Annotated in this window: 26 protein-coding genes; 5 read left to right on the forward strand and 21 right to left on the reverse strand. The window is 36.0% G+C overall.

From position 1 onward, the window contains the following. Window positions 1–9 precede the first annotated feature (9 nt). The 4 genes from MWU78_RS06475 (at window position 10) to MWU78_RS06490 (ending at window position 2,768) form a co-directional block, all read left to right on the forward strand. Window positions 10–633 (forward strand): conjugal transfer protein TraK, encoded by a 624-nt coding sequence (locus MWU78_RS06475; RefSeq protein WP_246996132.1) that lies wholly within the window; start codon window positions 10–12, stop codon window positions 631–633. Continuing rightward, entirely contained in the window at window positions 614–1,543 is a 930-nt protein-coding gene (gene traM, locus MWU78_RS06480; protein WP_246996645.1) for a conjugative transposon protein TraM, read from the forward strand. Before MWU78_RS06475 ends, traM begins: the two co-directional genes overlap by 20 nt. Beyond that, window positions 1,540–2,394 (forward strand): DUF4138 domain-containing protein, encoded by an 855-nt coding sequence (locus MWU78_RS06485; RefSeq protein WP_246996134.1) that lies wholly within the window; start codon window positions 1,540–1,542, stop codon window positions 2,392–2,394. Before traM ends, MWU78_RS06485 begins: the two co-directional genes overlap by 4 nt. Window positions 2,395–2,567: 173 nt before the next feature. Next, window positions 2,568–2,768, forward strand: a complete 201-nt coding sequence (locus MWU78_RS06490) for a hypothetical protein (protein WP_246996136.1) — start codon at window positions 2,568–2,570, stop codon at window positions 2,766–2,768. A 70-nt stretch (window positions 2,769–2,838) separates the two neighbouring features. Here the strand turns inward: MWU78_RS06490 and MWU78_RS06495 are convergent, their stop codons facing one another. Then, window positions 2,839–3,243 (reverse strand): hypothetical protein, encoded by a 405-nt coding sequence (locus tag MWU78_RS06495; RefSeq protein ID WP_246996139.1) that lies wholly within the window; start codon window positions 3,241–3,243, stop codon window positions 2,839–2,841. 84 nt (window positions 3,244–3,327) lie between these two features. After that, on the reverse strand, window positions 3,328–3,537 hold the full coding sequence (locus tag MWU78_RS06500; protein ID WP_103442984.1) for a hypothetical protein: 210 nt from the start codon (window positions 3,535–3,537) through the stop codon (window positions 3,328–3,330). A 288-nt stretch (window positions 3,538–3,825) separates the two neighbouring features. Between MWU78_RS06500 and MWU78_RS06505 the strand changes: the two genes are divergently transcribed. Then, complete coding sequence (locus MWU78_RS06505) at window positions 3,826–5,583, forward strand: serine hydrolase (protein ID WP_246996141.1); 1,758 nt, start codon at window positions 3,826–3,828, stop codon at window positions 5,581–5,583. Between the two features lie 207 nt (window positions 5,584–5,790). Here the strand turns inward: MWU78_RS06505 and MWU78_RS06510 are convergent, their stop codons facing one another. The 19 genes from MWU78_RS06510 to MWU78_RS06600 all read right to left on the reverse strand — a co-directional run bounded on the left by MWU78_RS06510 (window position 5,791) and on the right by MWU78_RS06600 (window position 20,634). Next, window positions 5,791–5,967 (reverse strand): hypothetical protein, encoded by a 177-nt coding sequence (locus MWU78_RS06510; RefSeq protein WP_246996143.1) that lies wholly within the window; start codon window positions 5,965–5,967, stop codon window positions 5,791–5,793. A 69-nt stretch (window positions 5,968–6,036) separates the two neighbouring features. Then, window positions 6,037–6,210 carry a type II secretion system F family protein gene (locus tag MWU78_RS06515; RefSeq protein ID WP_246996647.1) on the reverse strand — a complete coding sequence of 58 codons (174 nt, stop codon included), beginning with the start codon at window positions 6,208–6,210 and terminating at the stop codon, window positions 6,037–6,039. Window positions 6,211–6,488: 278 nt separating this feature from the next. After that, window positions 6,489–7,370 carry a type IX secretion system membrane protein PorP/SprF gene (locus MWU78_RS06520; protein WP_246996145.1) on the reverse strand — a complete coding sequence of 294 codons (882 nt, stop codon included), beginning with the start codon at window positions 7,368–7,370 and terminating at the stop codon, window positions 6,489–6,491. Window positions 7,371–7,495: 125 nt separating this feature from the next. Next, window positions 7,496–10,309 carry a gliding motility-associated C-terminal domain-containing protein gene (locus MWU78_RS06525; RefSeq protein WP_246996147.1) on the reverse strand — a complete coding sequence of 938 codons (2,814 nt, stop codon included), beginning with the start codon at window positions 10,307–10,309 and terminating at the stop codon, window positions 7,496–7,498. Window positions 10,310–11,071: 762 nt separating this feature from the next. Continuing rightward, entirely contained in the window at window positions 11,072–11,425 is a 354-nt protein-coding gene (locus MWU78_RS06530; protein ID WP_246996149.1) for a hypothetical protein, read from the reverse strand. Between the two features lie 270 nt (window positions 11,426–11,695). Then, the gene (locus tag MWU78_RS06535; protein ID WP_246996152.1) at window positions 11,696–12,145 is read right to left on the reverse strand and encodes an RES family NAD+ phosphorylase; all 450 of its coding nucleotides are present in this window, start codon (window positions 12,143–12,145) and stop codon (window positions 11,696–11,698) included. Beyond that, window positions 12,146–12,568 carry an MbcA/ParS/Xre antitoxin family protein gene (locus MWU78_RS06540; RefSeq protein WP_103442447.1) on the reverse strand — a complete coding sequence of 141 codons (423 nt, stop codon included), beginning with the start codon at window positions 12,566–12,568 and terminating at the stop codon, window positions 12,146–12,148. Window positions 12,569–12,658: 90 nt separating this feature from the next. Beyond that, complete coding sequence (locus tag MWU78_RS06545) at window positions 12,659–12,997, reverse strand: cyclic-phosphate processing receiver domain-containing protein (RefSeq protein ID WP_246996154.1); 339 nt, start codon at window positions 12,995–12,997, stop codon at window positions 12,659–12,661. Continuing rightward, window positions 12,994–13,692, reverse strand: coding sequence for a hypothetical protein (locus MWU78_RS06550; protein WP_246996156.1), 699 nt, complete (start codon window positions 13,690–13,692; stop codon window positions 12,994–12,996). Before MWU78_RS06550 ends, MWU78_RS06545 begins: the two co-directional genes overlap by 4 nt. Window positions 13,693–13,699: 7 nt before the next feature. Further along, window positions 13,700–14,143, reverse strand: coding sequence for a DUF1569 domain-containing protein (locus MWU78_RS06555; protein WP_246996158.1), 444 nt, complete (start codon window positions 14,141–14,143; stop codon window positions 13,700–13,702). Between the two features lie 10 nt (window positions 14,144–14,153). Next, on the reverse strand, window positions 14,154–14,504 hold the full coding sequence (locus tag MWU78_RS06560; protein WP_246996160.1) for a YciI family protein: 351 nt from the start codon (window positions 14,502–14,504) through the stop codon (window positions 14,154–14,156). A gap of 85 nt (window positions 14,505–14,589) precedes the next feature. Further along, window positions 14,590–15,171 (reverse strand): Crp/Fnr family transcriptional regulator, encoded by a 582-nt coding sequence (locus MWU78_RS06565; protein WP_246996163.1) that lies wholly within the window; start codon window positions 15,169–15,171, stop codon window positions 14,590–14,592. A 95-nt stretch (window positions 15,172–15,266) separates the two neighbouring features. Continuing rightward, window positions 15,267–15,578, reverse strand: coding sequence for a hypothetical protein (locus MWU78_RS06570; protein ID WP_246996166.1), 312 nt, complete (start codon window positions 15,576–15,578; stop codon window positions 15,267–15,269). Window positions 15,579–15,636: 58 nt separating this feature from the next. Next, on the reverse strand, window positions 15,637–16,551 hold the full coding sequence (locus MWU78_RS06575) for an Abi family protein (protein WP_246996168.1): 915 nt from the start codon (window positions 16,549–16,551) through the stop codon (window positions 15,637–15,639). A gap of 244 nt (window positions 16,552–16,795) precedes the next feature. Next, complete coding sequence (locus MWU78_RS06580; RefSeq protein WP_246996171.1) at window positions 16,796–17,050, reverse strand: hypothetical protein; 255 nt, start codon at window positions 17,048–17,050, stop codon at window positions 16,796–16,798. Window positions 17,051–17,072: 22 nt separating this feature from the next. Further along, on the reverse strand, window positions 17,073–17,237 hold the full coding sequence (locus tag MWU78_RS06585) for a hypothetical protein (protein ID WP_246996173.1): 165 nt from the start codon (window positions 17,235–17,237) through the stop codon (window positions 17,073–17,075). Window positions 17,238–17,261: 24 nt separating this feature from the next. Then, window positions 17,262–18,968: a tetratricopeptide repeat protein gene (locus tag MWU78_RS06590; protein WP_246996176.1), complete on the reverse strand. Its 1,707-nt coding sequence runs from the start codon at window positions 18,966–18,968 to the stop codon at window positions 17,262–17,264. Window positions 18,969–19,087: 119 nt separating this feature from the next. Further along, window positions 19,088–19,711, reverse strand: coding sequence for a recombinase family protein (locus MWU78_RS06595; RefSeq protein WP_246996179.1), 624 nt, complete (start codon window positions 19,709–19,711; stop codon window positions 19,088–19,090). A gap of 260 nt (window positions 19,712–19,971) precedes the next feature. After that, window positions 19,972–20,634: an ABC transporter ATP-binding protein gene (locus MWU78_RS06600; protein WP_246996182.1), complete on the reverse strand. Its 663-nt coding sequence runs from the start codon at window positions 20,632–20,634 to the stop codon at window positions 19,972–19,974. Window positions 20,635–20,684: the final 50 nt, after the last annotated feature.

Here is a 20,684-nt window from a genome sequence, read left to right on the forward strand (position 1 = left end):
TAACTTAAAATGAAAACAGCATACAAGAATATTTATAACGTCCTAAAGTTAAACCGATTCATCGTTTTGACGGTTGTCGTTTTTGCTTTGTTGTCCAGCACCTTTTCGGTTTGGATGGCTTTTACGGCCAATAAAAATGCGCTAAATAGTGCGTTTGCCATCAATACCGATGGCAGTATCATTCCGTTAAAGCTTGTAACCCAAAAAGAGAATATCAGGGTCGAAGCTTTGGCCCATTTGGAACTGTTCCACAATTACTTCTATAATATTGATGCCAGTAACTATGAACGTAATTTAAAAAAAGCACTTTGGCTAGGTAATAGTTCGGTGGATAATCTCTATCGCCAAAAAAAAGCTGATGGTGTCTATAATCGATTATTGCAATATTCTTTGGTTCAAAAAGTACTGAGCATCGATTCACGGATAACAGAAAATAATGGCTCCTTTAGCTTTACCAGTACGACCATTTTTGAAATCAATAGAGGGTCTATAATAGACACCTATGAACTTGTTTCCACTGGCAACCTAGTTATGGTCGACCGAAACTTTCCAAACAATCCACATGGCCTATTGATTACTGATTTTTTCGAGAACACTTTAAAAAAAATTAATGATGAAGATAGAAAAAAATAAAATTGTCTTTGCTGCAGTTCTGGCTGTGATATTCCTATTTCTAATTTCCTATTCCGTATTGGTAATGGGCGATGATGAAAGTGAAAATGAAAACCTGGAGCAAACCTTAGTGCCCGATTTGGAAGAGAATCAAAAAGAGTACAATTCCAAACTGGATGCCATCAATGATTTAAAGGAAGTACGTGAGAACAATGCTCCGAGTATTTATGATGAAAAACTGATTGATTCCCTTGGCTATTATAATCCAGATCTCCCTGAACTTGAAAAAGAGCGTATTGTGGATAGCATCTATGCAGCAGGGAAAATTAAATATTCTAAATCGTCCTATCAGAATCTTGGGGAAAGAAAAACCGCTCCCAAAAAAGTTCAGGAAATAGATTCCGCGGAAATAAAACGGGAACAGAAGATTGAAGCCAAGGAATTAGGACTTGAGCATCAATTATTCTTTGCTGCTTCGCCTAAACCAAACGAAATTTCAATTATCAGGAATACGGATGCTACGATTTATGCAGTTGCCGACGGCGACCAAGTAGTCCAGGCCAATTCTCGATTGCGAATGCGGTTGACCAACACAGCGACTATCAATGGCAAAGTTGTTCCTAACAATACACCTGTCTTCGGTTTCATCAGCTTTCAACCCAATCGTGCCTTGATAGAAATTGAAAATATCAATCATCATCCTACCAAATTAAAGGCCTTTGATGTGCAGGATGGTAGCGAGGGTATCTATGTAGAAAATAGTTTTAGGGAAGAAGTTGGCACCGAAGTCCTCAACGATATTATTCAGGACATCAATATCCCCAGCGTTCCTCAGGTGAGCGGTGTGACCAAAGTACTTCGGCGAAAGAATCGAAACGTAAAAGTAACCGTACTGAACAACTACAAACTAATTCTAAAACCAAAGCTATGAGAACATTTATATTGATATCTACTCTACTAATTTCCGCTTTTTCATTTCGGCCTTGCTTAGCGCAGGCTCCAGCACAACAGCCAATAGCATTGGATACTATCTACGCCAATGACCATAAGAATGTAGCCCTGTTTTTTCCTGAACCCATACGGCAAGGAATAACCGGTTCGGACAACTTCATCTTTACCTACAATCGGGAAAAAGAACAATATTTCGGTTTGCTTCAGGCAAAGCCCGGAAAGGAAAGCAACTTGCTGGTAGTCAATAGAAATGGTTCTATTTTTTCGTATATTGTAAGGTATAAAAAGGAGCTTTCCAAGCTGAATTATTTTATACCGGATTCCAGTAGTATAGGCAATGAAAAGCCTCTGGTCCCAGTGATTACCAGTAAAGATTCGCTTGTGGATACCATTGACAACAAAACGTTTTATTACAAGAAAATTTGCGCATACCTTCTAAACCAAAAGCAGAAAATAGGTAAGTTAAAAAAGGGAAGCGAAGATATCCTTTTAAGTGTTGAAAATATTGTTTTTGATACCGAAGAACTCTACTTCGTTATCCAGATTGAAAACAAATCTACTTTGGATTACGATTTGAATTTCTTAAAACTCTCGGTTGAAACAAGACAGAAGGGAAAAAGGAAATCTTTACAGAAATTGTATCAAGAACCGCTATTCAGATATAATGTGCCCTCCAGAATTACTAAAGGTGAAACCGTCAGATTGGTTTATGTAATGAATAAATTCTCCTTGAGTGATGACCGAATCGCTGTCCTTGAGTTAAATGAAAAGAAAGGAGAACGAAATATCGAGCTAAAAGTCTCGCATAGATATATTAATAACCCAAATTAAAATATTATGAAAACATTGATCACTTCCATATTGGCATTCTTGCTAATCGCATGTTCTAATAAACAAGACCTGTCCCATACAGAAACAGCGAAGATATTGTAGAAAGTTTCTACGCCAAAGACAACACTACTTTAAAAAAATATACCACCCCTGATGGTTATAGTGGCTTGATAATGATTCAGAATTTGGTGCCCGATGAGGAAATTGGTGCCAAAGTTGAAATCCTAGACGAAGCTGTTGTAGACAATACGGCTTGGGTCCTATATAATTCTTCATTTGACAAAAAGCCTGGCATCTTCAAACTGATCATAGAGAATGGCCATTGGAAGGCAACCAGTAAAGGACCTAGGGAAAAGGGTCCTTTTAATTTTTAGATAGCACCATTAAGCAGATATTCTTTTTGGTCAGAATATTCCTGATTTTAGTAATTTTCACTCGAAATTGCTACGCCCCGTTATTAATTAAAATAGCTATATTTTGTTCAATTGTTATTTTAACGGCTTTACTCGAAATATGTGAATAATTCGATTTGGTTAATTTTTTAACTTTTCCATATAATTTTTTATTAGATCTCATTTCCCTGAGTATTGGATAGATTTTACTAGACGATTTAACAACACAGTATAAGATTTTGACCGCTTGACCCATATTAATCTTTTTATAGGATAAATCATCTATACTCCAAAGACCAAATTTCAACTGCCTTTTGTTTTTAATATCTTTTAAAAGCAAATCTGATTTAGTAGGTTGTTTTTCTTTCTCTTTTGATGTTTTAGTATTTACATCGGAGAACGGATGAAAAGTTCTATAGCCTCTCCCACCCTGATTTTCATATTTGAATTTGGTCATGGATTTGTTGGTATGGGTTTAATCTATGTATTTACTATAACGGTTTATGCACCAAGGAATTACTTATTGGGAAAAACCCATCGTTTAATTAGACTTTGATCGTTGATAATTATCAATTAATGCTTCCGACACGATTTGGGCTTTTTCATCGCTTATGCAATCAAAAGTAATTTTTTGGGTGGTTGTAAATTCCTTTAGCAGCTTACCAACATCCTCAGCGGTCAGAAAACCATTCTCGCCTAAGTTTCCCAATATATCGCTATATCTATGTGACCTAAATCCATCTTCTAACATATCCTTTGTTTGAACTTTCACCCTCATAAATATACAGATAAAATAGTCCCTTAAAAAGGCCGTTTTTTCATTCCTTCAATTCATTCTTTCACCCCCTATCTTTTCATATTTTTAATTATATATGAGTATTTAGGTCAGGGTATGGAAAACTGGGGTAAGTTTCGTTTCAAATCAGCCATTTTTTGTGTTAGAGTTGTTTTCGAGGCAAATGACACTTAGGTGACACCTAAATGTCATATAAATTGCAAAAGGATATCGGTAGCTTTGTACCAACAAAATCTTATATAGATGAAAAACAAATCCATAGGGAAACACCTTATCTATCAAAGAAAACTAAAAGGCTATTCACAACAACAGCTATCCGAGAAAACGGAGGTAACCGTACGCACTATCCAACGCATTGAAAAGGGCGAGGTTCATCCTCATTTGCAGACAGTAAAGCTATTGGCAACTGCCTTGTATATTGACATGAATGACCTGCTGCCACTTGAAAATCCCAGGGAAGAGACCCTACAAAAGAAATGGCTCCTATTGCTTCACGCAACGCCCATCCTCGGCTTTGTTCTGCCCTTGTGCAACGTACTCTTTCCGCTGTTTCTATGGATTCACAAAAGAGGGGACAATTCTATTTATGACAGGCACGGAGTCAAGGTCATCAACTTTCAGATTACGGCATTGATACTTTATGCACTATCTTTTGTGGCCTTGCTAACGGTCGAGAAATGGGGGTTTCTTTTTTTCATAGCTATAGTTCCCCTATGTGTATTGATTGTCTTGGGGAATATCGTCTATGCGGTCAAAGCCCACAAATGTTATTATCCTCTGTCCATACCATTTCTAAGGGCTAAAGCAAACGCTCCGGCAAAAGCGATTTTGTTATTGCTAGCTGGGATAGCTTCGTTTAATTGTTCCTCCCAAGGGATTGAAATAGTGACACGTTTGGACGGCACAACCATTTCAAAAGATTCGCTTACCTCTAAAGTCGACCAGCTGATGGTAGATGCCCAAGTCTGCGGTATGGCCGTAACGGTATTTAATGATAGCTCTCCAGTATTCCAAAAAACGTTTGGCTATAAGGATTATCCCAATAAATTACCCTGGACCGATTCCACCAATATCTATGGTGCTTCTTTGAGCAAAGCGGTGTTCAGCATACTGGTGATGGACTTGGTGGAAGAAGGTGTAATCGATTTGGATACCCCGCTCGAATCCTATCTACCCAAGAAAATCTACAAGTACGAACCCCGGACCCGTTGGCACGATGATTTTACTGCTCTGAAAGAGGATAGCCTGTACCACAAAATAACGGCCAGAATGTGCCTTTCACATACCACGGGCTTTGCCAACTGGCGATGGGACGAACCGGATAACAAATTAAGGGTACATGGGGAGCCCGGTGCTAAATACGGCTATTCCGGTGAGGGTTTTGTATATCTGCAAGTGGTTTTGGAAAAACTCATAGGGACGGGCTTGCAAGAGCTTGCGGATGAGCGAATATTCGAACCTTTGGGAATGCACCATTCCGCATACCAATGGAAAGCGCGTTTTGATAAAGACTTCGCCTTTGGGCATAACAAGGAGAGCGAGAAATATAAAAAGGATATCGATAATGAACCACGTAGTGGAAGCACCTTAGAAACCACCGCCTCTAATTATACCAAATTTTTGCAGGCCGTGCTCAGAAAGCAACTGATTTCAGAAACTGCGTACAAGGAACTTTTCAGTCCCCAGATCAGATTGAAATCACTTACTCAATTCTACGAGGGTTCCAATATAATGACCGATAAGTACGACCACCTTAACTTAAGCTATGGATTAGGTTGGGGCTATCTGGAAACACCTTATGGAAAAGGCGTCTTTAAAGAAGGCCACGGTAATGGCTTTCAACACTATTCCATTCTGTTTCCAGAAGCTGGAAAAGGAATTATGATTATGACAAATAGCGATAATGCCGAAAGTATTTTTAAGGAACTTTTGGAAGTTGCCATTAAAGATGTCTATACTCCATGGGAATGGGAAAATTATATTCCATACATTAAAAGTTAAGGCATTCTTTGAATTAGATCCTTTATTTGAACTTTATTCTAAAATATCTTGATTTCAGGTAAATAGTTCAATAGCTAAATAATGTTCAGAACCTTTCATTGTCACATCATTAACAAAGCCATCTAAATCAGGATGATTATTCTTTATCCAACTAACTAAGGAGTCTTTCTCCTGGTTCCAAACTTCCCAATTTACATCAATGTACTCTTAATCCTCAAGCTTTGAGATATTCTCCGAAGTGAAGGATATTTTGAGCTTAAACACCAAAGGATTGTTCTTTAAAAATTCATTACGAACATTCTCTTGGGCACTAGCGACGAGAATATCATTGTTCCTTTCGTCTAATTCAATTATTTTTAAGGATGGTTTACTATGGAATTCCATTTAATAAATCTATTAAAACTGTCATGGTTATATGGGTTGATGTAATCTACGTAAATTATTGTGACACTATCATTTTGGCAAGTACATCGAAACTAAAATAACACCTATAAAAATCCTGATAATCACTAATATCAATAACTGCATTAAGGATGAAAGTAATTTCGATTTCTCTTGTACTTCTATGGCGTATTGTTGATTGAGACGTTCAAAGAAAAATTCTGTTTGATTGGTTTCCTCTGCCACCTTAACCAAAAAAGAAGAGTTTTAGTGGCTAGATTTGATTGAGGAAAACAAGATAAAAGCCCATGACCAACAAACCCAAGTAACCCAGAACGATAAACAAATTGATGCCATGGTGAATGAATGGTACGGGTTATCGGAGGAGTAAATTGCTATTGTGGGGCATTCGTAATTTTACCAAATCGTTAGGCAACACAGCTGTTACAATATTTTACAATGCAAGTAGAGTTCTAAAGAACTTTATTTCTTTAGAACTCTACTTATTTATCAAAAATATTTTATTAAAGTTGAAACTTTAAGATCAACTCATGCGTGCCATCATTATTTGTACTAAGGAATTCCGAAGTGCTGAACTCATAGGCGTATCCAAAATTGATTTTATTGTCCAATAGCCCAACTGTTGCAAAGATGGCCAAACTCTCGTCAATCCTATAGTTGCCGCCAAGTTCAAAACGTTCTTCGTATAAAAACGATCCGGTAAGATCTATCGAAACTGGAGCGCCGCTTGTGATACGACTCAACACTGAGGGGCGTAATTTAAAACTATCAGACAGTTCAAAATCATACCCACCACCTGCAAAAATTACTAAGTCATCGCTAGCAGCAACTGGAGTTGTTCCGTCTTTTTCATAGCGGTCATTGGATAAAATACCCGGTGCAGATAGCGTTACGTAATATTTCTCAGCTTTTAGGTAAAAGCCCAGTCCTACATTTGGGCTAAACTTGCTTACATCACTAGTAAAAAGCGGGTCGTTCGTAATTCCCGTTTCACTTAGGTTAACATCTAGGAAAGTACCACCAGCCTTTAAACCCGCATAAAGTTTTAGGGTTTCAGAGAGTTTTAGTTTATAGCTAAAATCGGCATATAGGTGGGTTTCACCTAATACGAATACCTTATCGTTTACTACGCTAATACCTGCTCCTAAATTGTTGCCAAGTGGTGAGCTGAGATTAAAAGTTTGTGTTTCGGGACCTCCCTGCACGCCGGACCATTGGCTGCGTACTCCAAAAATGGCATCTGTAGTTTCATTGGCACCAGCATATGCCGGGTTAATGATATTCATATTATAACGGTACAGTGTAAAATGCGGATCCTGTTGTGCATTGGCAGTAAACCCAAACAGTGTGGTACAAGCGATTAAGATTATTGGTAGATATTTCATGGTATATATTATTTTTATTCGGAAATTAATGCCTTACCCTTAGGGTTACGGCGTGTCATTGCCCTGTATTTTTTTATAATGAAGCGTTTATAGTTGGAGGTAATTTTTTTAATTACCCGGGTATTTTAATAGTTAATATAAATCCAGCCAGATTTATTACCAATCTCCAATGACCCAGTATCAATGACATAGTAGTACGCACCAGTAGGCAATCTTTTGTTATTACCTATAACCCGTTTTCCATTAGAAATACCTTCCCAATTATTTTGATAATTAGTAGCGCTAAAAACTTCATTACCAGATCGGTTATAAACTTTTATAATGTGGTTGGGAAATGCATCTAGATTCTCAATTACCCAACTATCGTTTATACCGTCACCATTGGGAGAAAAGCCTTTGGGTACCATTATGGCAGAATCTTGGGTGTCTTTTTCAACAGAAACGACTGCACTACTAGTATTACCAGCTGCATCGGTTATGTTAACTGTAATAGTGACTATACCGTCTTGTAGATCACTAATATCAATACCAGAAAAGGTTTGGCTTGCGGATGTAATGTCTCCCGAACCGGTTACTGACGCACCATTGTCATCGGCGATGGTAAAACCATAAGTTGCACCAACTTCAGCATCGGTTAGCGAAAAACTGAAGCTATTCTGATTATCGACAGAAATAGAATTCTGAGCAATGGAGATGGTAGGAGTTTCTGGGGATGTAGTATCTACCACGTTCACGGTTCTTGTAACCTCTGTTGCGGAATTACCCGAAGCATTCATGGCATTGTACGTAATACTATAACTTCCTACAGCATCAATAAACGCATTGTCATTTATTACAACCGTTGAACCATCATCAGTAGTGGCGCCCAATTCTGTGTAACCGGCCCCTAGTTCAATAATTTGTGGATTAGCTCCAGTCAGAGTGATAACGGGAAATGTAGAATCTACCACGTTAACGGTTCTAGTGACTTCTGTTGCTATATTTCCTGCGCTATCAACGGAATTGTAGCTTATACTATAACTTCCTACAGCATCTAAGAATGCACTATCATCTATTGTAACGGTTGAACCTTCATCTGTTGTTGCGCCCAATTCTATATAACCTTCCCCCAGTTCTATAATTTGTGGATTAGCTCCGGTTAAGGTTATTACTGGTGCAATTACATTTTTTAGTTGAGTATCCGTCGCTGCATCTCCGATATTTCCTGCAGTGTCTGTTAAAGTAACGGATAGGGTAATTGTGCCTTCGGCTAGCCCACTGATATCTATTCCCGTAATTTGGTCTGTTGTACTAGCAATAGTTCCAGACCCTGTAACGGTTTCTGTACCTTCAGTAGAACTAAGAGTATATTTATAGGTGGCACCAACTTCAGCGTCAGTAAATGTGAAGCTTATAGCATCTATATTATTGGCCGTTATAGGGTTTTGATCAATAACTACCGTATATCCTGTTGGTGTTTCATAATCTATAGTTATTTCATTAGTTGTAGAATCGGTTGCCGAAAGCCCTACTAAGTCTGTAACTGTAGCTACTACCTCATAACTTACTCCATCTACAAATGTGCCCAATGAGCCATTTGCCGGTGTAGCCGAATCCGTATTTAAAGTCCAGTTTCCATTTTCGTTTGGCACTACATTATAAGTAGCTCCATTTATGGTTACTGTCATCGTTTCTCCTGAAGGTAAAGCAGTATTTGAACCGTTCGTTCCTGTAATTATAGGAGTTTCGTTTGTTATCATAGCCACTACTGTGGGAGTAGTTGGCGCTTGGTTATCTATAACATACCTGTCATTATTTGTACCTGTAGGCACCATATTTGTTAACAAATTACTGGAGGCATCTGCGATGTCTTGGCCACTTGCAAAATTCAATATAACCGTGCCATTTAATGTTGCTAAATCACCACCTGATGTAGTTACTCTATAGACATTACCACTTGGGTTTGTAACCGACGTAATTGTAGCCGTAGAACCACTGATTAAAAAATCTGCTGCAGTTACATTAGAGACTGCGCTATCAAAAGTGACATCCCAAATTAATGCATCAGCGTTTGTAGGACTATTTGTAGGGGATTGCCTTGTAATACTAGTTATAAGTGGAGCTTGATTATCCAACACAAACGTGTTATCATTTGTGCCTGTAGGGGTGGTATTCGTTAACGCAGCGCCATTGCTATTTTGTATGTCCTGTCCAGGCGAAAAACCTAAAGTAACCGTGGCATTTAATGTTGCTAAATCGCCCCCCGATGTTGTTACCCTATAGACATTACCGCTAGGGTTTGTAACCGAAGCAATGGTAGCCGTTGTACCACTAAGAGCAAAATCTGTTGCATCTACGTTCGACACGGCTGCGTCAAAAGTAACATCCCAACTTAAAGTGTCTGCGTTTGTAGGACTGTTGGTAGGGGATTGTCGTATAATACTGGTTACTTTGGGATCAACGGCGGCAAATACAAGATTATCTATACCAACTCTATAATTATTTACACTATATGATACTACTATACTCGTAACATTGCTCCAATCGGAAGGTGTAAATGTAGCTATCGCCCCGACAATTGCTCCATCATTATCAGCAATGCTAATGGGTGTGCCAATATTAGGTGTAAATACATATGGATTACCTGTAGAATTGTTTGTAAACTCTCCAATTTGAAAGCTAGAGATGTTTATGGCAGTATTAAAAGTTACAGTATAAGTATTACTACCTGCCATAATACCTGGATCCAAAAAACCAGAGGAAACGCCGTTTAGGTTACCGCCATCGCTTCGGGTGGCGGTTAAAGTAGTAGTGCCATCATCAGCAGTAGTTTGAACAGTTGGTGTTCCACCACCTGTATAAATACTCATTGTAAATTTACCACCTTGGGCAAAAGTTACTGTTGTTAACAGAAATAGTAATACTGAAAATAAGGTTGTTTTAGTGCGTTTGCTTTTCATAATTATTTGTAACTAATGGTCTTGATTAAAATGTAATTTTGGTGCTCGATTTTCTATTCTTGCCTTTAAGGCCGCAAACATAGATGAATGGTGTAAGAAAAATCTTAGTTTGTTGTGAATTGCAATATTGTATCTGTGAATCGATAAAAAGTTGTGGTTGCAAGATGAAATATCGCTTTTAATGCCAATTTTGACAGGGCTGGAACAAATTGGAGTTCCGATTACTTTATGGTTTTTGTCTTAGGCTTATTGGTAACCAAATAAGAAGAGTGGCTAGATTTATTTGAGGATAACAAGAAAAAATTCCAAGACTTACAAACCCAAATAACCCTAACTGACAAACAAATTGATTAGAACAGATAAAAAATACTGTGACCTACATTGTAAAAGTGCCTATTAATAACAAAGGGCAAAAGAAAACCCAGAACGGTTTTACGATAAAGTAGACAACCAATTAAGGCTCAACCGTAAAATATGGAAAGAATTTAATAAGGGAGGCAAAGTAACCGTAAGGGCTGAAGTATTGTTGAAATTGGGTTTTGACCCCAAATTTTTCACCCATTATTGGAAGAACCAAAAAGGGGCTGTTTACTTCTTCGTTTATGAATACGGATTTCGGAGAAAATCCGAAAACGGAAAGGACAAGTATGTTCTAGTAATATGGCAAGACTATATGGGAAAATAGATTTCGATAGAAGGACTATCCTTTATTTGAACTTTCGATTTTCTATATGTTCGCCGACAATGTGTCCTTACTCATTCTTATTTAGACTTTTGATTTGACAAAATTCTAAGCTTTTCAAAATATTTATCCCAAAGTGTAGCTTCATATTCTAAATGATTTGATGGATTCGTGGCATCGTCATAGAAAAATACCTTTGTTATTATATTATTATCATCCATATGAACAGAGGTAGGTCCATCTGCTAGTACCATTAATAATTTATCCGAAAGCGTACCATAATTAGTATAAATAAAATCTTCTTCAGGAATATGCTTGAACAAATCATTTTCTCCTAAAGGCTTATATTCCCTGTTAAAAGCTGTCCAATGACCTTTATCGTTTCTTTTAATGCCGTAAGGCAAATTGATTTTGAAAAAATTACTGAGTGCCATATTTATTAAATTTTAAGATCTTCCCAACCGTTTTTATCATCTCTATCGTCAAGCATACCCCTACTTAATGCTTCATAAAATATTGTGATTGTAGGCTTTGCACAAGAGCAAGTGTCGGTATGTCCGTAATAACAAATTTTGTCTCCGAACTCGATTTTGCCTTTATTTATTAATTCTTACCATTTATGATATCTACTTTCCATATTTATTTGAATTTTCACTTTGTACTTTTTTGCCGATATGGACAGCCTCCTCAATATGGACCAATCTTCAAAGTAATCTTTTGTCCCAATTGAAATCCTCAAAACCTTCTATGGTTATTTCTGAAAAATCCGGGTGTTGTGTATTAAGGACAAAATTAAATTCCTGTTTAATAATTGCGGAAGGTACTTTTAACACTGTACTGCTCCTTTTCGAATACCAATCACTCCCATATTTTTGTGTGGTATATCTATTCTCTAACAAATGCCAATCAATCACTAGCTTCCTTGTATCCACAGTATGTATAAAGTTGTTTTTGTCAGGGATGTTTATAATTACCATTTTGTATTTAATTCCCTCCATAATCGCATTTCTATGTGCGACTAGTTCAAGTGTGGCCAATGACCGACTTGATGAAGCATAGATAACATATTGCTTTTCCATATTCCACCGATTGGTCCTACCTGAGGCCTCAAGTTTTTCGGCGTATTTTTCCCTTGTTATCCTAAATAACTTCATTTATATGTTATCTCCGTATTCAATGGCAACAAGGCGGTCGTCTATCATCCTTATTCCACTAATGGTATTCAAGAATTCAATAGGTTTCCTATTGTCCAGGAATACATTTTTGCTATCTAGCCAATGACTGAACCCCTCTTCCGAACCGAATACTTCGGAACCATGCCTGAGAAGTGAAATAAGCATAAGAATATGTTCTTTGGTGTCTACTTTGGTTTTCGAAATATCCTTTGTATAGCTGACGAATGTTTTTGGAGCTAGGTTCAACAAGGATGAAAGAATCTTATCACTCGTATTGGCCTTAGCCCTTAAAACTCTGACGTGGCCTGAATTAAACTTGTTCTTTTCCAAATAATTCACGACCCAAGAAGGATCAAGTTCTATAGGAATACTTTTAAATATGTTTTTTTCAGCAAGGACCATTGTGGTAATTTTACATTATTATATACGTAAATTTACTAATTCTGAATGAAATCACCAAAATTTAAAAATTACCTTTATTTAACTTTGGTATTAATCCTCGGTCCTTAAATGTTTTATATAGTTATTCAAAAGCCCCTTTATTTGTTCAGCGGCAACCGGATTTGCAGAATGAACCATAAAATCTAGATTTCTTAAGTCTAGTCCAGATTTATAGACAAGCCATTTCGCCGCGGCTAATCCATCTGGGGCAACTTTGCCATCTTCTCCCAGTCCAAGATCATTGTCGAAACTTATATAATTTGGAAGTCCATTTTTTTCTATGTATCCAACAAATTCATCATAAGTGCGAACAATATCGAACTCAGATTCCATTGTTTTATTATATACCATTTCAATGGTTCTTATATCATCTAAGAATAACTTCTTCAATTTTTACATCGTTTAATTGAACTTTGATGCCTCAATTCTTTGTTGCCGGTAGTACTTCTTCTGTAGTTTCTTAGTGTCAGGATATGTGATAAAACCACAAGAGGAACTACAAAAGCAGGTAAATATACATACGGAAAATGCAATACAGCAATGTTTGGTTGGTCGAATGCAAATTTCTGTAAAGGTAATGGTGATGAAAGTATTGCGATAGCAATAATGAATAGAAGAAAACCCAGTCCAAGGATATTCCAAGCTAAAATAAAATATTTCGACAATATGTTCTTTGAAAGTAACAAATACAGCATCAATATTATAGCTGATATGCCCATAAAGATATCAAAATTCCAACCTTTGAAGGTCATTAAGACTGGTACTTTTCTTTCTATATATAATTGATATAGCACAAGCTCTATCGGCAAACGAAGTGTATGAATGGCTAATAAAAGGCTTAAATTCAGTTGGTTTTTTTTTACTATTACGTAAAAAATTACAGACAAAATAATTGCACCTAATAGTATCAATATGAATCTTGGTGGCTTTGCCAGTGTGTTCGTAAAATATCCACTTAACGAAACAATACCAACAAGAACAACCCATAAAGTAGTCAAAGTCAAAAACCTTTTGTCCTTTCCTGTTCCGATATAGAACAGCGCAAAAGACAAAAGGGTGATTGATATAAATACAGATGACAACATAATTTCATTAATTGCCAAACTGCCTTAAATGATGGTCAGTATGTTTGTAAACATAATTTCCGATTTGTTCTTTTGTCATTTTTCCGAAAAATGGATGTACAAAATTGGGATTTAAAAAAGTAGAATAGGATCTCAAAAGCTCAATCCATTTTGTTTTTTCATTTTCAAAATTTCCTGTTCCTTTAATTTTCATTTCAGGATGGGTTGGTTGATTAGGTTTCATTGTATTTTCATTTTTCAAAATGCCTTTTAAAGCCATACTTCCAAATAATCTGCCAATAAACAAACGTTTGTATTGCTTCTTTCCTTGAAACATTTCTTCGCTCATTGTGCAATGCTTGAGCATTTGGTAAGCGTCCATTTTACCCCATTGCGCATCGGCATTTACTTGTAGTGATTTTATTCTTTGCACTAATTCATCAATAGTATTTCTGTCAAAAATAGTTTTCATAATTATGCTTTTAAGTTTGCATTGGAATGATGTTTCTAACTTCAACCGAACCGCCCAATGATAAAACAGGACACCCTTTGGCAATTTCTGAAGCTTCACTTAGAGATGAGGCTTTAACCACCATATTTCCCATAAGTGTTTGATTATTTGAAATGTTTATACAATTTGTGGCTTCCAAACTAGGATTGATTAAAATGCCTTCAAATCCTAAGCGACTGGTGCTTATTAGTTTTGCTTGTGAAGCAATTCCACCTATGAAAGTTCCCCATTGTTGTTGCATTTGAGAAACTTGCTCTTGAGTTGGCTGTTGTTCGCTAGGTTGCATTCGAAATAGCAACATATAATCTTGTAATTGTTTCATTTTTTGAAAGTTTTATTTATTTATGATTGATAAGGCAAAGCTATCGTCATTGGAAAAAACAAAACTTGTCATAGGGCAAGAAAAGCTATTCGTCCGAAATTTCTTTTCTTATTCGGCTTAAAGAGGTATCTGTAATCCCTAAATAGGTTGCAATGTGCTTGAGAGAAATGTTTTGAATAATATGTGGTTTTTCTTTAACCAATCTAATGTATCTTTCTTTGGCTTGGTCGGCAATCATTGACACACTATGCTTTTTTAATGAAAAATAGCTGTTAACAAGCGTAGTCCGTCCTTGTTCTCTAAAACTTTGTATACCGTGGAAGAGTTGTTGAAAAGTGTCAAAGTCCAATTGCCAACATTTGCAATCCATCGAAGCTTGAATATTCTCTCTTGTAGGATTTCTAAGAAAAAATGAAGTCCAATCAATAACGATGTCTCCAACCGCATAAAAATTGGTTGTAATGTCGTTTCCCAATGTATCTATAACATAAGAACGAATAAAACCACTTTCTACAAACCAATAATGACCTTCCGTATCGCCTTCCTTCAACAGATAGTCATTCTTAGAAAAGTTAACCTGTCTGAATTTTGAGATAACTAATTCCGATTCTTCTTTTGAAAAGTCTTTTGCTTTAAAAATATTTGTCAAAAAATGTTGTCCCGTCATACTTTGTTTAGTTTATTCTGTGTTGGGTTATCATTACCGCCAACGGTCTCGGTTCGTATGATTGATTCTCTTTAAATTAATCCTTTATTTGAACTTTAGTTCTTATTAAGTTTCCTAATCCTGTCGCTAACTTTCTCAATTCCTGGTCGCTCACCAGTTTCAATATACCTTATGGCAATTGTCTTGCATGAGCTGCACCAACCTTTTAAAATCACATCATTTAAATTGCTGATATAACTTTTATAATTGACCAGTTTTTTATTTTCATCTCCACAATCACAAAAGAAGGAGTGCGTAAAAAGATGGATGTCTTCTTCCCAGGAATCACCAAACATCAAACGGAGTTGAAATGGTCCGATTTCAACTTCATCCTCTTGTGGGATATGTTCAGTTCTTTTTTTAGCCAATTTTCATCCTTTATTTGAACTTTATAAATTTTGGTGTCGGTGTATTAAATAGTTAAAATTATTGTTGCCAAAGTGGTTCTTTTATCCAATCCGGTTTCATGCCTAAAGCATCAGGGTCAACATTTAGGTATTTGGAAAATAAACTATCTAACCGACCAGTAAAATCATTTTTAGGTTGAATGATGTTTATTAAATATTTCATGAGGCACAGATGTACATAGAGCTTGCTGAATTCATGCTGCTTGGGGATGTTTTCTACTGCTGTTATCCAAGGGTGCGGTGGTTTAGACAATAACTTTACCGTTCCTGGTAAATTCCTATTCCAAAGTCTTGAATGGTGTGCGCAATAGTTTCTAAATTGGGCAATGGATTGTAACCAACTCGGCAAATAGGTATGGTTTACCGCCCCTAATTCTTGTGCTATAACATCTTTGGATCTAACAGTTGGTTTTAAGTTACCATACAATTTGGATAAAGCTCCAAAACTGGTCTGCTCCAAAGCCTTCCATGCTGGCGGAAAACGCTTGTCATCTTTATGGTTTTTAAAATGGTTTTTTATGGTAATATCCTTAGATCTTTCCAATTCTTCTTGCAGGTTGGACAAGGTCTTGACCAACGCCATACTATCGTTAAACAATTCAAAATTTTGAAACCACCAAGGGTCAATTTCATGCGAAAGATGGTAAATAAGTTTGGTGCGTAAACTAATTTCAATTTTTTCTATTACATCGAATAGTAGTAATCGTAATTCAGCATCAAAATTATAGAGTGCAATAACATCTTTAAACTTGCTATTAGGTTTAAATATATGCCGTTCTTTATCTGATTGCATCACATACCAATACTCGCCTAAACGGTAATAACTGATATTGGATAGATATTTTCCGGCAAGTTGAGGGTTAGGAATATGCAAACCTCTTTGTTGAAGCTGCTCAATTTGCTCTATTATGGTAAGCGCCTTTTTGCTGAACATCTTTATTGTTGAATTGTATTACTAAAAACAAAAAGGGCCATAAAGCAAAAGACACACCCTGGGACGCTGTTCTTAAGGGTAGCGTGGTGTGTACTGTTATGTACAAAACTACATATTTTACTACTTATTGTATTACTTTTTAACATATTTTATTTTAAGACTATTCAAACATCTATTGAAACAAATCATTTTATTGGTTTTGGTATGCTCTAATTTACTGGATTTTTCATCCTTTATTTGAACTTTATTGAAGAAGCACACTTCGAAGTTTCCCGCGTTGCAACTTATCAAAGAGTTTGGGGTCATGCCTATAATACTTAATACTTTCCTGATACTCTATAATATACAAAATTTCACAATTGATGTGATCTTCACTTTTGGCTGAATCATATTCGGCCTCATTAACTAAATAAAAATTCTCTTGCTTTCTATCCATAACTAAATTTTCTCCCTTCCCAATAAACTCAGTTGGAGTAAAATCTTTTGGTTTGTTTTCCATCTTCCTTGTAATAATATATCCTTTAATTAGACTCTAGTTTAGAATTAATTTCTTCCTCAAGCATATAAGACCAACCTAATATCTCTTTAGCTTTAGATGACGTGTTTGTGCCGTTTCCTTCATTTAAAACATCAATGTCTTTAGCGTTGTTTCTAATATCTTTCAGTAATAGAACTATTCTATCCATAATTATCCTTTATTTAAACTTTGATTAATTTATAATCATCAATTTCTCTATTAAGTTCTTGAATTCTGTGGTTTCGCGGATAGGATTTAATAACTCTTCTGTACGCATCCAATAAATATCATCATAACCCATCGAAATTGACTTTTCTAAGTATCTGATCGCTTGGTCATTTTTCATTTTTAAAACATAGTAACAAGCCATATTTCTATACATCCAACTATTATTTTCATCAAGTAATTTCGATTTCTCTAGATCTTTAAAAGCATCAGTTATCCTATTTAGTTTTAAGAAACTAAATGCTCTATTATTGTAGGTAAAAGCATCGGTCGAATCCAATTCTATTGCTTTATCAAAAGCCGAAATTGATTGCTTATATTCTTTCATTTCGCTAAATATGATACCCATTTGACCATAATTTTTAGAATGATTGGGGTATAAGTAACTTGCTTTTTTTATGGTTACAATAGCTTTTTCAAATTGTTTATTAAGAGTATACACTCCTGAAAGATTATTTAGGGTAAGTATATCATTTGGTTCTATTTTAATAGCCATTAGAAAATCTTTAATACTTAAATCGTACTGTTTGAGATAAGCATATGCCGCTCCTCTATTAATATAACCTTTAGACTCTTGAGGACTTAAAGAAATAAAGGTGCTGAGTTCTTTTATGGCCTTCTCATAATCCATTAGTTGATAATATAAATTTCCCTTACTAAAATAAGTTCCGCTTAGTGAAGGTGCCAAGGAAATAGCCATGTCATAATCCTTTAATGCCTTTAAGTTTTCATTTAAATTATTGTATGCCGCCCCCCGATTACTATAATAAACCGCATCGTTTGGATTCAACGAAATTGCTTTGTTAAAATCTTTTAGACTCTTTTCATATTGTTTCAATTCGCCATACGTTGCTCCTCTATTTTGATAAAATCCACTTTCTTCGGGATATAATAAAATTGCCTCGTTAAAAACTTTTAAAGCCTTTTCATTTAGGCCTAATTCAAAATATGTTTGAGCAATTCCTGAGTACCGGTCTTTCCTTCGGGAAAGCTCTTTAATGGTTATGTACTTCTCACCGTTTACAGTTTTAGTTCCCAACTGCAATAAATCCCTCGCATTTGTCAATATTTCATCTAATTCCAAAAATGCATCATTTGACTTATCGGCTTTAAGATTAATTAATGCTTTCGTCCATTTTTTCAAGGATAAGGAATCTGTTTTAAATAAACCCTTTTCTATATCTATAGTATTAGTAGAAGTATAATTCGAATCGTGTTTGAACGACTTAACCTCAATTACAGGGACTGCCTTAGAAGTAACGTGGGGGGATATATTATACCTAAAGGAAAGTTCAGCTCCTTCACAATCTGCCTTAACATTTCTAGCTAGTCCATAAATAACTAAATCAGCATTATGTCTACTCAGAATTTTCTTTGCATCATTCCTACTTCTAGGAGGCATTATACTATCTATATATTGGGTATTCAAGTTAATGGGTAAACTATCATTTGCAGAAATGTTATTCAAGTTTTCCTGAATTGCTCTACCAATACAACTTGTTTCTTTTTGGGCAATATAGTCCTCAAAATTTAGTATAAGCACATTAAATGAAGTGGAATCATTTGAATTAAATATTGGTTTATAATGGGGTTCTATTAATAATTGTCTGTCTGTGGATACGTCCGTCGATCCGATTATTGCATAAAGTCCAGGTTTTATTAAATCTTGATACAATCCAGCTATTGTGCCAAGTACAACGACAATCCCCCACCATTGTAATTTGTGCCTACGACAGAATATAAATCTCGTTGAATTCTTACATCTTTCTATATTCCTAGTAATTCCACAACATCTCATTTTATAACACTTCCGAATTTATAAGTTCTTAATTTCCCATTAAGCCCGTGATATTTTAAATACTTATAGTATGTCGCTCTAGAAACCCCTACCCGCTCACATATTTCTTTAACAGTTAGTTTCCCCTCTTTAAAATACTCCGTACAAATTATGGCTTTTTGTTGGTTTTTCTTACTGATTCCTTTGGGAGCTCCAAAAACTTTTCCCCTAGCTCTTGCAGATGCCATACCTGCTTTGGTACGTTCAATAATAATATCCCGTTCCAACTGGGCAAGAGCGGCAAACATGTTTACAATGAATTGGCAATGTGAAGACTTATCGGTGGTATCCAAAAAAGGTTCAGTAATGCTCCGGAACTTGACCCCTTTTTCATTGAGTTGGTTGATAAAGTTTGTAAAATGAATCAAGCTTCTGGCCAGGCGGTCTAATTTCCAAACAACAATAGTGTCCCCTTCACGGGCATAGTCCAGAAGTTTGCTTAAGCTTTTACGTTCTTCTTGAGAACTGGAAACCTTATCTGTATAAATGTTCTTTGTATCAATGCCTTCTTTTAAAAAGGCATCTAATTGTAAATCTAAATTCTGCTCTGCAGTACTTACCCTAGCGTATCCAAAAACCATGACCCAAAGTTTAAATAAACCTCAAAGTACAAACTAATTATTTAGCACGTTACTTTAAACTATTTAATATCAATAAATATTGTATGGCTATAAAGTTTAATAAAACGGTCGTTAAAAAGAACTCTTAGTGTCCCGTAAAAGGTGAATTAGCAGAACTATTAAAAAGAACTAGATAAATCAGGTGGTGCCCCATAAAAAGTTAGTTCTATGGGACATTAGAAAACCTGTTTTTTATACACGTAGAATTGAAGGTTTTAATTCTATACTTTTCTCGCATCCAAAAGATTGATGATTCGCGAACCATATGTAGCGTTCTTTTCTGAGTGGGTTACCTGAATTATGGTAACCCCTTCATTATTCAATTGCTTAAAAAGTTCCATAATCTCCTCGCCCTGTTTGGAGTTTAGGTTTCCGGTTGGCTCATCGGCCAAAATAAGTTTTGGAGATGAAATTAACGCCCGCGCAACACCTACCAATTGTTGTTGCCCACCACTCAGCTGTGAAGGAAAAAGATCTTTCTTTCCAACAATATTAAAACGATCCAAGGTATCCGCTACCAGAGATTTACGTTCGGAACTGCCCACTTTCTTATACAGCAAGGGCATTTCCAGATTTTCCTTTATGGTAAGATTATCCAATAAGTGGTAGGATTGAAAAACAAAGCCGATATATTGTTTGTACAAATTAGCGCGATGCTTTTCTTTTAAGGTGTGAACGGGCTCGTCCAAAAAACAGTATTCCCCTTCATTAAAATTATCCAACATGCCAATAACATTGAGCAGCGTTGATTTACCGGAGCCTGAGGGACCCATTATGGAAATAAACTCCCCTTCTGCCACGGTGAGGTTTATATCCTTTAACAAGAAGATACGTTGCCCACCTGAGTTTACCCATTTAAAAATGTTGTTAAGTTGTAATAGCATAATTATTGTTTTTCATTTGCTCGAACGGAGTCGAGTTATTATTCCAATGT

The sequence above is a fragment of the Arenibacter sp. F26102 genome (assembly GCF_023015865.1).
Taxonomy (GTDB): domain Bacteria; phylum Bacteroidota; class Bacteroidia; order Flavobacteriales; family Flavobacteriaceae; genus Arenibacter.